The 14,513-nt window shown below is 41.2% G+C and carries 12 protein-coding genes and 3 pseudogenes; 9 read left to right on the top strand and 6 right to left on the bottom strand.

Annotation, left to right across the window (positions count from 1 at the left end; genetic code table 11):
• A pseudogene (locus CV014_RS21155) lies at positions 1-590 on the bottom strand (biotin/lipoyl-binding protein); the annotation flags it as partial.
• Between the two features lie 83 nt (positions 591-673).
• Here CV014_RS21155 and CV014_RS21150 point away from each other — a divergent pair.
• The 3 genes from CV014_RS21150 (at position 674) to CV014_RS21140 (ending at position 3,265) form a co-directional block, all read left to right on the top strand.
• Positions 674-844: a hypothetical protein gene (locus CV014_RS21150; RefSeq protein WP_236143833.1), complete on the top strand. Its 171-nt coding sequence runs from the start codon at positions 674-676 to the stop codon at positions 842-844.
• 631 nt (positions 845-1,475) lie between these two features.
• Complete coding sequence (locus tag CV014_RS21145) at positions 1,476-2,714, top strand: hypothetical protein (RefSeq protein ID WP_236143832.1); 1,239 nt, start codon at positions 1,476-1,478, stop codon at positions 2,712-2,714.
• A gap of 2 nt (positions 2,715-2,716) precedes the next feature.
• Positions 2,717-3,265 (top strand): hypothetical protein, encoded by a 549-nt coding sequence (locus CV014_RS21140; protein ID WP_236143831.1) that lies wholly within the window; start codon positions 2,717-2,719, stop codon positions 3,263-3,265.
• A gap of 83 nt (positions 3,266-3,348) precedes the next feature.
• Here CV014_RS21140 and CV014_RS21135 read toward each other — a convergent pair.
• A pseudogene (locus CV014_RS21135) lies at positions 3,349-4,146 on the bottom strand (Gfo/Idh/MocA family protein); the annotation flags it as partial.
• A 63-nt stretch (positions 4,147-4,209) separates the two neighbouring features.
• Between CV014_RS21135 and CV014_RS21130 the strand changes: the two are divergent.
• Positions 4,210-5,164 (top strand): IS630 family transposase gene (locus tag CV014_RS21130; RefSeq protein ID WP_236140973.1). Its coding sequence is split into 2 segments (ribosomal slippage): positions 4,210-4,553 and positions 4,552-5,164, totalling 957 coding nucleotides; the frame shifts between segments, so codons are not numbered across the junction.
• A gap of 9 nt (positions 5,165-5,173) precedes the next feature.
• Here the strand turns inward: CV014_RS21130 and CV014_RS21125 are convergent.
• Positions 5,174-5,500: pseudogene (locus CV014_RS21125) on the bottom strand (Gfo/Idh/MocA family protein); the annotation flags it as partial.
• A gap of 114 nt (positions 5,501-5,614) precedes the next feature.
• Here CV014_RS21125 and CV014_RS30180 point away from each other — a divergent pair.
• Positions 5,615-5,737, top strand: coding sequence for a hypothetical protein (locus tag CV014_RS30180; protein WP_268964846.1), 123 nt, complete (start codon positions 5,615-5,617; stop codon positions 5,735-5,737).
• A gap of 9 nt (positions 5,738-5,746) precedes the next feature.
• On the opposite strand, the gene CV014_RS21120 is transcribed toward CV014_RS30180, so the two are convergent.
• On the bottom strand, positions 5,747-7,906 hold the full coding sequence (locus CV014_RS21120; protein WP_236143830.1) for a caspase family protein: 2,160 nt from the start codon (positions 7,904-7,906) through the stop codon (positions 5,747-5,749).
• A 123-nt stretch (positions 7,907-8,029) separates the two neighbouring features.
• The gene (gene sat, locus CV014_RS21115) at positions 8,030-9,208 is read right to left on the bottom strand and encodes a sulfate adenylyltransferase (protein ID WP_236143829.1); all 1,179 of its coding nucleotides are present in this window, start codon (positions 9,206-9,208) and stop codon (positions 8,030-8,032) included.
• A 472-nt stretch (positions 9,209-9,680) separates the two neighbouring features.
• Between sat and CV014_RS21110 the strand changes: the two genes are divergently transcribed.
• Positions 9,681-10,151 carry a hypothetical protein gene (locus CV014_RS21110; protein WP_236143828.1) on the top strand — a complete coding sequence of 157 codons (471 nt, stop codon included), beginning with the start codon at positions 9,681-9,683 and terminating at the stop codon, positions 10,149-10,151.
• Between the two features lie 184 nt (positions 10,152-10,335).
• Here the strand turns inward: CV014_RS21110 and CV014_RS21105 are convergent, their stop codons facing one another.
• Entirely contained in the window at positions 10,336-11,661 is a 1,326-nt protein-coding gene (locus tag CV014_RS21105) for a hypothetical protein (RefSeq protein ID WP_236143827.1), read from the bottom strand.
• A 178-nt stretch (positions 11,662-11,839) separates the two neighbouring features.
• Between CV014_RS21105 and CV014_RS21100 the strand changes: the two genes are divergently transcribed.
• The 3 genes from CV014_RS21100 to obgE all read left to right on the top strand — a co-directional run bounded on the left by CV014_RS21100 (position 11,840) and on the right by obgE (position 14,464).
• Positions 11,840-12,448: a Uma2 family endonuclease gene (locus tag CV014_RS21100; RefSeq protein WP_236143836.1), complete on the top strand. Its 609-nt coding sequence runs from the start codon at positions 11,840-11,842 to the stop codon at positions 12,446-12,448.
• Positions 12,449-12,533: 85 nt separating this feature from the next.
• Positions 12,534-13,208, top strand: coding sequence for a Mo-dependent nitrogenase C-terminal domain-containing protein (locus CV014_RS21095; protein WP_236143826.1), 675 nt, complete (start codon positions 12,534-12,536; stop codon positions 13,206-13,208).
• A 212-nt stretch (positions 13,209-13,420) separates the two neighbouring features.
• Positions 13,421-14,464, top strand: a complete 1,044-nt coding sequence (gene obgE, locus CV014_RS21090; RefSeq protein WP_236143825.1) for a GTPase ObgE — start codon at positions 13,421-13,423, stop codon at positions 14,462-14,464.
• Positions 14,465-14,513: the final 49 nt, after the last annotated feature.

Genomic DNA, 14,513 nt, shown 5'->3' with positions numbered 1-14,513 from the left:
ATTAGTTCAGCTTCTAAGCGGTTAACTGTAGCTTGTTGAGCAATTTTTTCCGCACTTAATTGAGCAGCTATGCGCGTAACTGTAGCTTGTTGGGCTTCGCTTTCACCGCGCAACTGAGCCTGCAAACGTGCAATTACTGCTGTTTGCGCTTGAATATCTCTAGGTGAGCCAACTCTTACCTGTGCCAAATTAGCGCGGCTTTCTAAGAGTTTGGCTTTTGCTTCTTCTACAGCCGCTAGCTGAGTATCATGATTATCTAAAATAGCGATCACTTGACCTTTTCTGACACGTTCTCCCTCTTTGACAAAGAGCTGTTTAACTCGTGAAGCTGATTGTAATCCTCCTACTGGCGCAGAAAGTCTAATCACTTCTCCTTGTGGTTCTAAACGTCCTAAAGCACTAACACTACTAGCAACTGGTTTGATGGGTACAGATGGGTTAAACTTGCCAATTTGCTCTATTTTTGCTGTAGCTAGTAGGCCGGCGGCAACTGCTACTGGTAGAGCTACAGCAAGACCCCACCAAATCTTAGGTTGTTCTAGCTCAAGTGGCTGCTCTCTTGAACTTTGCTGTTCAGTCACCCTTGACATGGTTTTTTTGCCCGTTTATCTGAAATTTCCCTAATGAAAAGAAGGCAGGAAGGAGGCAGGGGGGCAGGAGGCAGGGGGGCAGGGTGCAGGGTGCAGGGGAGAAAAATCCACCAACTCAGCACTCACTACTCAGCACTCACTACTCAGCACTCAGCACTCACTACTCAGCACTCAGCACTCACTACTCAGCACTCACTACTCAGCCTATACCTGATAAATATTTAACTTCACAGCTTGAATCAGCTATGAGGTGAGATGCAAATTTTGGATTTTAACTACCTATAGTGACTAGACTTAATCACCCTGGTTTCTCTACTAAAACTGGGTTACTGTGTCTCACGAATAGTTGAGTATTCGTAAGTTATTTAAATGAAGAATCTGATTTTGCAGATAGATATCAGTTTGCTAAACTTTGCCAAAATTTTCTGCAACTTATATGACTTTATGGGGCTGTTTTAGCAATTTGATGCCAAATTTATCATCAAAATATCACACCCGCAAAGAATTTTGGTTCTACATAGTAACATTTGACTGCAACTATTTTGATAACTTTTTGAACATAATTAATCATTAATGGTAGGAGAAGAATTATGTTGTATTTGCACATAGTTTTGTTACTTTAGCAGTGATTTTTGTAGTTTAGCAATAGCATAAAAACTTATTTTTAATGATCTATTACTCACAAGTCATCACTTCTTTAAAAAAAATGAACCACGTTCTATTAGGGATGCAGTATTGATGGAAACACAGCCGAAATGTTGCGAAATCTTGAGTAAATTAACGCTTAGAGGAATCAAGCTTGAGGAAAAGTTAAGATACGGAGTATAAAAAGTAATTTTAGGATATAGTGTGGCAACCATCGAAGACTACTTAGAATCATAAGTTATGCGTCTTTTTTTATGCTCTCTTCTACTGACTCTTCTGCTTTTATTTCACTTTGCACCACTAGCACAATCAAAAACACCTTTTGCAGAGATTGAGACTTACTTAATTAATGCTCAATTTCAAGAGGGAGAAGCAGCCTTAGTTGCCAAGATTCAAGAGAACCAAAATGATGATCAAATGCGGTTTGGTTTGGGTGTTGTACAACTGATGGGCGCGACTGAAAAGTTAATGCAATCATTGTACCGTTATGGTTTACAGCAAAACGGCATTACTCAATTTTTTCCTATTTTGCGTTTACCTGTACCCGCAAATCCGCAACCGCAACCAGTTACTTACACAGATGCTCGCAATATTTTACAAAACTTACTGGATGATTTAACTAAAATCAGAGCCACCCTTGAACCTATTAAAGATAGTCAAGTTAAATTACCTGTGCGGCTTGGTTTAACACGCATGGATTTTAATGCTGATGGGAAACTAGAAGAAAATGAATCTTTCTGGAAAACTTTTAGTTTATTATCAGGGATACAAACCACCGAAAAAGCCGCCGAAAATTTTGCGATCGCCTTTGATTTCGGCGATGTCATTTGGCTCAAAGGCTACTGTAATTTACTCTCTGCTATGACTCAAACTGTTTTGGGATACGATGAAAGTAAATTGTTTGATTCTACAGGTCATTTAATTTTTGCTAATGCTCAATCAGCTTATCCATTTTTAGCTAAAGGTACAGGTATATTCAGCTTCGGTAATATTGACATTAGTGACATTGTAGCCTTTGTTCACCTGATGAATTTCCCCGTGGCTGAACCAGAAAGGTTAAGGGCTGCAATCCAACATTTACAAGCAGTGACAGCCTTAAGTCGTCAGTCTTGGGATGCCATTTTAGCGGAAACTGATAATGACCGAGAATGGCTACCCAACCCCAAACAAAAGGCTGTAATTCCTAACGCGGCAGTAACTCAAGAAATGATTGATAGTTGGCTAGCATTTCTAGATGAAACTGATACTTTACTCACTGGTAAAAAGTTAATTCCCTTTTGGAGAAAACGCGAAGTTAGAGGTATTAATCTCAATAAAGTTTTTACTGAACCGCAACCATTTGATTTAATTTTGTGGGTTCAAGGAACTGCGGCTGCTCCCTATTTGGAGTTTGGTAAACAAACTGATGCAGCGACTTGGCAGAGATTATTAGAAGTTTTTCGCGGACAATTTTTTCAATTTGCAGCTTGGTTTAATTAGTTATGTACTTAAGAACAATTTTTCTAGCGATCGCTACTTTCAGCCTCACATTTGTTGACTACAATATTAGTTCAGTTAAGGCTATCAATGCTCATCCTTTCATTGCTCAAAATATTAAACAGCAGACAAAAGGCATTACCACCAGAAGTTTAGAGGTAGGTAGAATTAAACTTTCCATGTCTGAGCAGGTAGTGAGGAGGCTTTTAGGTAAACCATTGAAGGTGGAAAATAGTTTTTCTCATGCAATTGGTAATGTTCGGACTTTGAAATATCCGGGCATCACTATTGATTTAGATGAAGGTGTACAGCCTCGTTACTTTAGTGTCTATCAAATCAAAGTCACTAGTCCTAAATACGCCACTGTAAATGGGATAAAAGTCGGAGACAGCCAAGCAAAAGTGCTGAAAGTTTACGGCAAACCTCCCAATAGTGAAAATGGACAGTTCACTACTTTAAGCTACGGAATTGAATCACCTAGTCCCGCCGGCTTAAATTTCACCATTAAAAATGGCAAGGTAACAGAAATTCTCTGTTTTTATCTCATGAATTAATAGAAGGAAGAAGAAGTTCGTAGTAAGGACTTTAGTCCTTACTACGAACTATTTATTTATCTGTACTGTATTGATTGATTATGTTAATCACCACCAGGTGAAGCAGCATGAATTAAGTCTGGTTTCTCCTCCACGGGAGGACGTTCAATCGATTGATCTGATGTGGGACGTTGATCCCGTTCAAGAGTTGGGATTTTTACGGGTTGACCTGTGGCAATAGATTGATATAGTGCTTGAATAATTCTGACATCAATTAGTCCTTCAATACCGTTTGGTTCGGGTTCTTGGTCTGACAAAATGCAGTCAGAAAAATAGGTAAATTCAGCTGCTAGCTGGTCGTGGCGGGGAAAATTCCGTTCTTGAGTTTGACCCTCAATTGTTAGATAATGCTTGATTTCTCCTTGCCATGTATAGGCGGATTCAACAAACAAATCGCCTTGAGTTCCCACAACTTGATAGTTAGAAACTTTTGCGCCTCCAAAACTACAGGTAAACGTTGCTAGGCGTTCATTAGGAAAGCGGAGAATCACACTAGTCATTTCTTCCACTTCGCTGAAGCGTTGTTCTCCCTTAGTGGCGGCTACTGCAAATACTTCTGTAGGTTCATCTTGAAATAAGTAGCGTGCAGCATTAATGCAATAAATGCCAATATCGTAGAGTGTACCACCGCCAGTAATGTCCCGTAGACGAATATTACCCTGTTCTACTTGTTGGGTAAAAACTGAGTTAAAAGCCCGTGCTTCCCCTATTTGCTGGGAGTTGACTATTTCCACTGCTTCTAGATTTGCGGGTTCTAGGTGTAGTCGGTAAGCAATCATCAGTTTGACACCGTTGTCGTTTGCAGCCTTAATCATGGACTCGCATTCTTGTTCTGTTATAGCCTTTCCCAGTCTGCTGAAGTACAATTGAGCAAATAAAGCTGTACATACTAGTCTAGGGTAAAAATGAAAGCATATTCCCTCGATTTGCGTCAAAAGATACTGGATACATATTTAAAAGATGGAATATCACAACGAAAGTTAGCAGAAAGATTTGGTGTAACTTTAGGATTTATAGAGAAATTACTGAAACAGTATAGAGAAACAGGAAATATCGCACCGAAAGTCAGAACACAACAAACGCCACCAAAGCTAAACTCTCAGCAATTGAATGTGCTTCAGGAAATAGTAGAAGCCAAAAATGATGCCACTTTATCAGAAATTCGGGAGCTACTCAAACAAAAAACAGGAATAACCATTGGAATTTCGACAGTAGACAGAATGTTAAAGAGGATGGAAATTAGCTTAAAAAAAAACATTGCACGCCGCAGAAAAAGATACTCCAAGAGTTCAATCGTTAAGATTACAGTTTTGGCTACAAATACGAGGAATACCAGCCCAAAAGCTGATATTTCTAGATGAAGCCGGAGCGAATCTATCTTTGGACAGACAGTCTGCTCGTGCCAAAAAAGGTGAAAGAGCGCATGGTCAAAGACCGCAAAAACGTAGTAAAAATGTTTCGATAATTGGTGCAATTGGTTTGAGAGGAGTCGTTAGCCAATACAGTATTTTAGGAGCGACTGATGGTCTAACATTTGAGGCTTATATTTCGCAAAAACTAGTTCCGAAACTGAAGAAAGGTGATTATGTAATCATGGACAATTGCTCAATTCATAAAGGTGGGGATATTGAAAAACTCATCGAATCTGCTGGAGCTAAGTTGATTTATTTACCACCGTATTCTCCTGATTTTTCACCCATTGAAAATTGTTGGTCAAAGATTAAGAATGCACTCCGTTCTATCGGTGCTAGGAGTTATCCAGATTTAGTAATAGCAATTGAAACTGCTTTTAGCCAAGTCTCTTTAGATGATATTTTTAATTGGTTTACTCATTGTTGTTATTGTACTTCACTAGACTGAGAAAGGCTATACCGCCATTGGCTTTTCACACAAAACATGAATTGCTTGATTAGCAGCACGCACAGTGTATTCACAATGTAAGTGATTGGGTAATGCAATATAAACAGCATCAATTTCATCACTGGCTAGACAGTCCTCATATTCTTCATAAGAGTAAGTATGGTCAACGCCATACTTTTGGCTGAGTTCTTCCAGTTTTTTGGGGTCATCTGAAACTAGCGCGGCTAATTTGGAATTTTCACTGTGAGCAAATGCAGGTAAAGCGGCTTCTTGAGCAAACCAACCCAAGCCAACCACAGCATAACGGATTTGGCGATCGCTTTTGCTGTTTGTCATTATTTGACCTCTGTATGAAGAACTTGTATCAAAATTGCTCTTCTACTTTCGTCAAGTTTTTCCCGCATTCCATCTTACGGATGAAATAAATGCTCGTCGTACTTAAGTTGGGGATTGGGGACTGGGGACACTTCGACAAGCTCAGTGCATCGCTGGGGATTGGTTAGAGGAAAACTTTTACTCATTTCTCGTTTTTTGTTCTCTCTACCGCAGGTTGGTGATTTATTTTTACTGTGATTTTTTTTACTAGGCGACTTGAAAACTAAAGTTGAGACTTGCCCAATGATTTACGTCTAATATATAAGTATCGGTAACTGTACTACTTATATCAGTCTTGCTACTACTAGCATTGTGTAAGTCTTGCAGTAAGGCTTGGGCAATTACTAAGGGATTGACTAGTGTACTAATGGGTTGTTGGTCGCCTGTGGGAGATTTGGCAGTTTCTAAGGCTTTCAGAGTTTCTTTAAAGGGTGCGGTACTCAAAATTAATTGGTATTCGCACTCATAAGCAGGCCCCGAAATTGTCCAGCCCGATGTTGCGGCGGTTTGGGGTAAGGTGATGGTTTCACCAGGGGCGATAATTATGGGTTGGAGTTGCAGTTTATTGTCGGGGGTTTCGGTTTCTGGGATAGTTTGCCAAGGATAAAATGCGATCGCAGTCCGATTATTTTTCATCCCCAATAGCATTAAATAAATTGGGTTTTGGCTTTTGTTCTGCACTCGATACTGTATCCGGCTCCCAATGGGAATTACAGGAGTTTTAAGGGTAGCATACTGGCTACTAGATGATTTTTTAGTAGAAGTTTCCACTACAGCATTTCGTAGGGTTTCCCGTTGTAATACTACTCTTGGTGAAATTCCTACTACTTCTAAGCTGGCTTTGACAGGTAAACGCGATGAACCTTCATTTTCTGTCAGTCGCCATAACTTTGCAGCTAACAGTGCGGGTAATTTCTTGGCTAACCGCAGTGCAGCTACCTTCACAGCTTCGCTAAATTCCCCTGTGGTGCTGGGTATGGGTTCACCACCCAGGGAAAATAAACCGTAGCGGCTGGGGGTTTGGAGGAGTTTACCAAATATGTAATCTGCTGGTTGTTCTCCCTCGACTACGGTGGAAACGTGGGGAACGGCTGCAAATGCACTAGTAGCATCTACCCGTTCAATTCTTTCTAAATTTGTATTTAAAGCGACTGTTAAATTAATATTTCTCGGTAATATCCGCAGTGTTTCTTGCAGGAGTTGTCCAGCTTGTAGGGGAGTCGCATCACTGATTTTAGCAAGTTGTGCTTTGGCAGTTAATCCCGTGCGCGATCGCACCACTAATTCTTCCCCTGTAGACAAAGCCAGCCGAGAATTACTGCCGTAGTATTCTAAAACCTGGGCAGGTAGTCCTCCTAGCCATATCTGCGCGGTTTTGCCCTCTTCTTCTGTAGCGATGATTGCACCTTCAGCCCCATTATTACCATCGGGAAGTAGATTTTCTATAGTTACTCCCGCTTGATTTTTCTTATTACTCACAAGTGCAGGTTGTTGTTTACTCCCCAACTGAGACATTGCACTAGCAACACGAGAAAAACTGACTTGAATAGTAGTAGATGGGGTAGACTCCCATAATTGTTGGGTTAAAGCGTAGGTAAATAACCCTGCACTAAATCCAGATAGTAAAACTTCCCTGGCGACTTGCTGTATATCTGAGGTAGCCGATAGCACCACAGCCGGACTATTGAGTTCTACATCTGGAGTTTTGCTAGCGGTTTGGGTTTTGAGTTTTTGTAGAAAAGCTAATTCCTCTGCGGCTAATTGCGCCTGTGCTGATGCCGGAAAGGCGCGAATTCTTAAACCTTTAGTTTGGATGGTATTTGGGGGAGAATAACTAGTGTCTAAAACTGCCGTGACTCGATCTGTAGAGAGCGATCGCAATAATAATAATAAGGTTTCTTCTAATAAATAATTACCTACTGGAGCATTTTGTGACGCTTGATTTTCATCAGTAGGGACTAAAGCATTTTGAATTTGCTCCGGTGCTATCTGAATCCTTGTCCCATAACCGCTAAAATGGAAAACTACCACATCTCCGGCTTTGGCTTGCTGGGTGAGGTGTTCACTAAAAGCCGCTTCAATGAATTCTCTGCTAGCTTGTTCATCAGTCAGCGTCAGAATATCTGAAGATTGAAAGCCGAACCGATGAATTAACAGTTCTTTTTGCAGTTCGACATCAGTGAGACAACCATTGAGAGCAGAAATATTTTTGTAATTATTAATACCAATCAATAAAGCTAATTTGCGGGGTGTTGGTTGGGCTAAAGCTTGATAATAGCGTCCACTAACAGTCAACCATTCAGCTTCAGTCACACCCAAAACAGCGAGTATTGAGCCAATCCTTTGTATAAAACTCCGACGCTTCATAGTTTAGGGGTGTAAGGGTGTAGGGGTGTAAGGGTATAGGGGTGAATCCTGGCTAACTCTTCAATTTTGAATTTTGAATTTTGAATTTTGAATTGATGATACCCCCATACCCTTATACTCCTTTTAGGCCAATACTTGTACTCGCATTGCCCTGGCTAATTCTGCGGCTACTTCGGGACGAGAAAATTCTGGTGGGGGTAACTCACCACGACGCAGCATTTCTCGAACTTTTGTCCCCGATAGGTGAATGCGTTCTTCTGGTTTGCTGGGGCTGGTTTTAGTAGTCGCCATTTGTTTGGTGCGAGTGCAGTAAAACGCGTGTTCAAACTTCATGGGGACAATACCCAATTCCCCAGGCTCAAATTCATCGAAGATATATTGAGCGTCGTAAGTACCATAATAGTCACCCACGCCTGCATGATCACGACCGACGATAAAGTGGGTACAACCGTAGTTTTTCCGCACTAAAGCGTGGAAAATCGCTTCACGAGGGCCAGCGTAACGCATAGCGGCGGGATTAATTGCCAAAATTACCCTGTCCGCAGGATAGTAGTGTTCTAACAAAATCTCATAGCAGCGCATCCGCACATCCGCCGCGATGTCGTCTTCTTTGGTCGCACCAACTAAGGGATGTAAAAATAAACCATCTACTGTTTCTAAAGCGCACTTTTGAATGTATTCATGGGCGCGGTGGATGGGGTTGCGGGTTTGGAAACCGACAATTGTTTTCCAACCCTTATCTCTAAACATTTGGCGTGAAGCCGCAGGGTCAATTTGGTAGGCGGGGAAATAGGGGTGGGAGTCGCGTTGTAATAACCAGACATCACCAGCTAAATTCACCGCACCTTGGTTATAAACTACCTGTACCCCTGGGTGTTTTGCATCATCGGTACGATAGACGTTAATAGCTTCGCGGGTTTTATCGTAATGATATTTTTGTGTCAGCTGTAAAACCCCGACATATTCGCCCTTGGGGTTATCCAGACGCACAAGACCACCTTCTTTTAAAGGTGCAGCTACTTCCTCTGTCACCGAGAGGGTAATCGGGATTGACCACACAGTACCGTTAGCAAGCCGCATTTCGGCTACTACGCGGTTGTAGTCCTCTTCATTCATGAAACCAGTGAGTGGACTAAAACCACCGATCGCGATCATTTCTAAATCAGAAAGCGAGCGATCGTCAAGTTGTACCCGTGGTAAAAACTCGGCTTTAGAAAGAAACTCGGCTTTTTGTTCTGGTGTGGCAATACGATTGACTAACTGTCCACCGTGTGGTGCAATGGCATCTGGACGCTGACTCAACTTACATTCCCCCTTGGCGATAACTACGATATGTTGCGAACTATGTACTAACTTATCAAAATGCTGGTACGACTCAAAAAAATAGTTTGGTGAAAATTGCAGAATTGGTCATCGGGTATAGGGCATGGGGCATAGGGAATGGGGCATGGGAACATAAAAAATGAGAGGATGTCACAAGAGGGATGGGAGCAGGGAGCAGGGAGCAAGGGGGAAGACTGAGCTTGCGCCCCCTCATAAGTGTAGGTTTTTTACCCAGCAGTGAGTGATGACTCTCAGACTAACGAGAGAATCATCGTTTCACTCACCCCTACACCCTTACACCCCTACACCCCAAAACCAAAGTTTTTGGTACACAACGTAAAAAAACTACACCTGTCAGGCTTGCTCCCCCTGCTCCCTGCCCTCTTCCCCTCTGCCTCTTCCGTCAAGTCTTACTGACAACCACTACAAGATTGTTACAGATCATCTACCTATGAAAAAATACTCTCAAAAATTACTGTTGATAACTGGAATGCTTTGTAGTTTTAGCTTGTCACCCTTGTCAGTCCAAGCACAACAGCAAACACAAAATCCTCAAATTTCCGCAATGGTAGAAGCTTTGCGCCTAGCTGCACCGCAAACAGGCACAGCTAACGATGCCTTGTATACTGATTGGCAAATTAAACCAGAAACCCTCAAAGCTTGGTCAAGGAATTGTCTGAAAAGAGAAGTTAAGCCAGCACAGTTTGAAAATGACCCAAAGCTAACGCGCCAAGTCGTTGGTTGTATTATAAGCCGTGAGTTAACTCAGCAGTTTCGCGCTACTAATAATGAAATTGCTGCCGTACGTAACGCCGCCTGTTGGTGGATGACTGGTAAATATACAGGCTGTAACAGTGGCTTTACTGGTAGTTATGTACAAAAAGTTGTGGCTTTCTATCAAAAGGAACGGGCGAAAAAATAGTCAATAGTCAATAGTCATTAGACCTCTTGCACAAATAATTGAAGAGTTATTTATTTGCGTTCTTCTTTGCGTCTTTGCGCCTTTGCGTGAGCTTTTAAATAATATTTTTAGCAACACCCAAGGATTCATACAAGAGGTCTATTAGTCATTAGTCATTAGTTATTTTCTCCCTGCTCCCTACCATTCACTTAAACCCCTTAACGGACTTTTTCGGCTTCTTATCTTTAGGTTTAGACTTATTTACCTCCGCGACAGCAGATTGAAATAATTCGTGCAGATGTATGGGTACACTGGCGATTTCTGGTAATTCTGGTTTGAGAGGTTTTTGGAATTCTTGTAGAAGTTTGTCTAAATCATCATCAAGGCTAAATTCTGGGCGTTGCAAATAATCTTGCAGGAGTTTTTCTAAAGCACCGGGATAATTTTTGGCTAAACGATGCCAAATGAAAGCATTGATATATTTATCTTCTAAGTAATGACGAACTAATTTTTCTGCACCTTCGATAGTTCGCCAATCTTCTGTGGTTAATAGTGTTTGGAATTTAGTATAAGTTGGTAAAAACATTTGTCCCCAACGGGGATGAGAAATGGCTGTGACTTGTTCTGCTTTTTTTAATTCCGCAGGTAAATCTACTTTTGGCATGACCATTTTACTGTTGCCATTTTGTTGATTCATTAGCTGTGATATTAATTTGCTATCAGCACCAGTTTCTTGAATAGCTGCTTGAATTTCTGCTTCTGAAACGCCAGCCTCGGCAGCTAATTCACTCAGTGATTTATTGGGATTAATTCCCATTGCTGCCAGTCGTTGCTCAGAAATTAATTCTTGAAATTCACCAATTTTTTGATTGAGTTGATAGCCAGGTAAGGTAATCTCGTCACTGCCAAAAAAGTTAATAAATTGCTCGTGATAATGAGATACAGATTGCCAAGCAGCTTCTAATAATTCTGGTGCATCACTGTAAAGATAATGTGGATATTTCTCTTTAAAGTTGCCAATGGCTACGGCTAGTTTAGGCTTACCTAATTTACCGAGTAGGGTATATTTGCCAAAAAATGTCCAGTATGTGTCAGTTACAGGGGCAATACGAACTAATATAATCTCTCCGATTTTTAAGCGTGAACTTTCTTGTAAAGTTTGATAGTTGTTAATTCCAATAATATAATATTTATCTGTTAACCAGTTTTTTAACTCTAAGCGATCGCCCTCAATTTCAGTAATAGCAAATAAACCAATAAAACTGCGATGCCAACTATCAAGTAACAGGCGATCGCTCTCTGTAATATCTGAATATTGCGCCTTAAATAAATCTATAGGTGATTGGTCTTTAACTTTCCCTTCTATTAAAAAGCTATCAATAATGAAATCTTGCTGTGTGTTATCTTGCCCACGGCGAGATTGTTCGGCTGAATAGGTTTCTAAAGCTTGAGCTAAATCTCCTTCAGCATCCAGCACAAAATCTAATAAAGCCTGTTTTAAAAAGTGCGATCGCTCTAAAATTGTATGCACAAGTCTATCTTCTGGTACAACATCTGTAGATTAAGACAGACAAGAGAATCACAGCATCTAACAACAGCTAGATTTGCCATAATATACATTTGGTAGGTTGACTAATTGGTAATACTCTCCTCCCTTGTCACCCGTGTCTACCTTATCTATCTTGTCTCCTCTACACCCTAAAACTCCCATGATTGCAAACCCCAGTTACACCTACATCTCCCCAGAAGACTATCTCAAAGGCGAAGAAACCAGCCCCATTAAGCACGAATATCGCCAAGGCGAAGTTTACGCAATGGCTTGGGCGAGTAATACTCATGTAATTATTGCTGGTAACTTGTTTGCTATGTTAAGGACTCATCTACGTGGAAAGGGATGTCAAGCTTACATTTCAGATACGAAAGCCCACATTGAATCACGGAACATTTATTACTATCCCGATATAATTGTCAGTTGTGACCAACGAGATAGAGCCTTTGAGAATTTTATCCGTTATCCTTGCTTAGTTATCGAAGTGTTATCACCTTCTACAGAAGCCTTTGACAGAGGAGATAAATTTGCTGACTATCGACAAATGGAAACACTGCAAGAATATGTTTTAGTCAGCCAAAATCGCATAAGTATTGATTGTTTTCGTCGTAATCAAGATGGACAGTGGGTACTTTATCCCTATCTTAAAGAACAGGAAATCCATTTAGCTAGTATAGATTTTCGGTGTGCGATCGCAGACGTATACGAAGATGTCACCTTCGAGTTACCCCAACCTCCAACCTCAGAAACTCCACTGACAAGAGAATAAAACAAACCCCATGCCCTATGCCCCATGCCCCATGCCCCATTCCCATAGCTTATTATGAGTTGAGAAAACCACAAAGCGTAAGTATATGACAACTGTTGTTCAATCACCCTACAGCAGCGAACAGATAGCCGCTTGGTTGCGGGGACTGCTAACTATAGCTTGGGCAGACGGTAACTTTGATGAACAAGAACAGCAATTAATTGCTAGTATCACCAAAGATGAATTAGCCCCTTGTCTGGAATGGGACTCACTAGAAGTCATCACCCCAGAAGAATTAGCAACAGTTTTAGGGAAAAATACACCAACTGCGGAGAATTTTTTGCGTACAGCTGTTATGGTAGCGATCGCAGATGGTACCTATTCCCCCAGTGAAGATCAAGTCCTACATCAATTTTGCCAAGCCCTCGGTGAACCGGAAGACATTCTATCAGCCCTACGCCACACCCTAGAAGACAAAGCACAAGCCACTCCTGTTCTCACCACACCACTGACAGCACCCACACCAGACGCACTTACACCCTTACGCGACTGGTTAGATGGACTAGATGTCCAAGACCCCAGAGTTGCCAGATTTTTGTGTAAAATGATTCCTTCCCAATGTCCCTTTGAGCGAGATGTCACCCTATTTGGACGCAAAATTGTCCATATTCCGCCATTATGTAAAATTAACCCCCTCTATGAACAACTTGTGGGCTTACGCTTCCGCGCCCTCTCCTACTTAGCGGATGATTGTAAAGAAGATGTTTCAGAATATATTTAGTTCTGAGTCATTAGTTATTAGTCATTAGTCATTAGTTTGGCATAATAGCAATAAGAAGGTCTAAGGCAAAAAAGACTAGTTATAGAACATAGAATGTTGAAGGTGCGTTCATAGCCATGACGCACCATTGTTATCAGTAGATAAAAATTTCAGCAGATAAATAACTATTGACTATTGACCATTGACTATTGACCATTGACTAATAACTAATTATGCAATTTATCGACCAGGCACAAATTGAAGTAGAAGCCGGTAAAGGTGGCGATGGTATAGTCGCTTTCCGGCGAGAAAAATACGTACCAGCAGGTGGGCCTTCCGGTGGTAATGGGGGGCGTGGTGGTTCGGTAATTTTCATGGCTGTAGAAAACCTCCAAACTCTGTTAGATTTCCGATATAACCACATCTTTAAAGGACAAAATGGCGGACGAGGTGGGCCTAATAACTGCACAGGCGCATCCGGTAAAGATTTAATTGTCGCAGTTCCCTGCGGAACAGTGATTTATGATGCAGAAACCGGAGATTTCATTGGGGATTTAACCGAAAACAACCAAAAACTACTAGTTGCAGAAGGCGGTAAAGGTGGTTTAGGAAATCAGCATTTCTTGAGTAACCGTAACCGCGCCCCAGAATACGCCCTTCCAGGACTACCAGGAGAAAGAAAACTCCTTCGTCTAGAATTAAAACTCTTAGCAGAAGTGGGAATTATTGGTTTACCCAATGCAGGTAAATCTACCCTCATTTCCTCTTTATCGGCTGCGCGTCCTAAAATTGCTGACTATCCTTTTACAACGCTAATACCAAATTTAGGCGTAGTCAAAAAACCCACAGGTGACGGTACAGTGTTTGCTGATATCCCTGGACTCATTGAAGGTGCAGCCGAAGGTGCAGGTTTAGGACATGATTTCCTTCGCCACATTGAACGCACACGGGTACTACTGCATTTAATTGATGCCACCAGCGATGATATTATCGGAGACTACAATACAATTCAGCAAGAATTAACAGCCTACGGACGCGGTTTAGATGAAAGAATGCAAATTATTGCTTTAAATAAAATTGATGCCGTTGATAGGGAAACTGTAGATTTAGAAGCATTAGCAACACAATTAAATCATCTTGCTCATGTTCCTGTCTTCTTGATTTCTGCGGTGACTCGCACTGGTTTAGAGCCAATGTTACAAGAAGTTTGGCATATTCTCGACCAAATGAACACCATTGAAGAAACAGAGTTGTTGAGTTTAAATCAGCAGGTTTAAAGAAAAGTTGGTAGTGAGAGGCTATAGTCCTCTTTCTACTTTTTTGATT

The organism is Nostoc sp. CMAA1605 (assembly GCF_021596505.1).
In the GTDB taxonomy this organism is placed as follows: domain Bacteria; phylum Cyanobacteriota; class Cyanobacteriia; order Cyanobacteriales; family Nostocaceae; genus Trichormus.
This window is presented reverse-complemented; position numbering and strand designations above follow the sequence as displayed.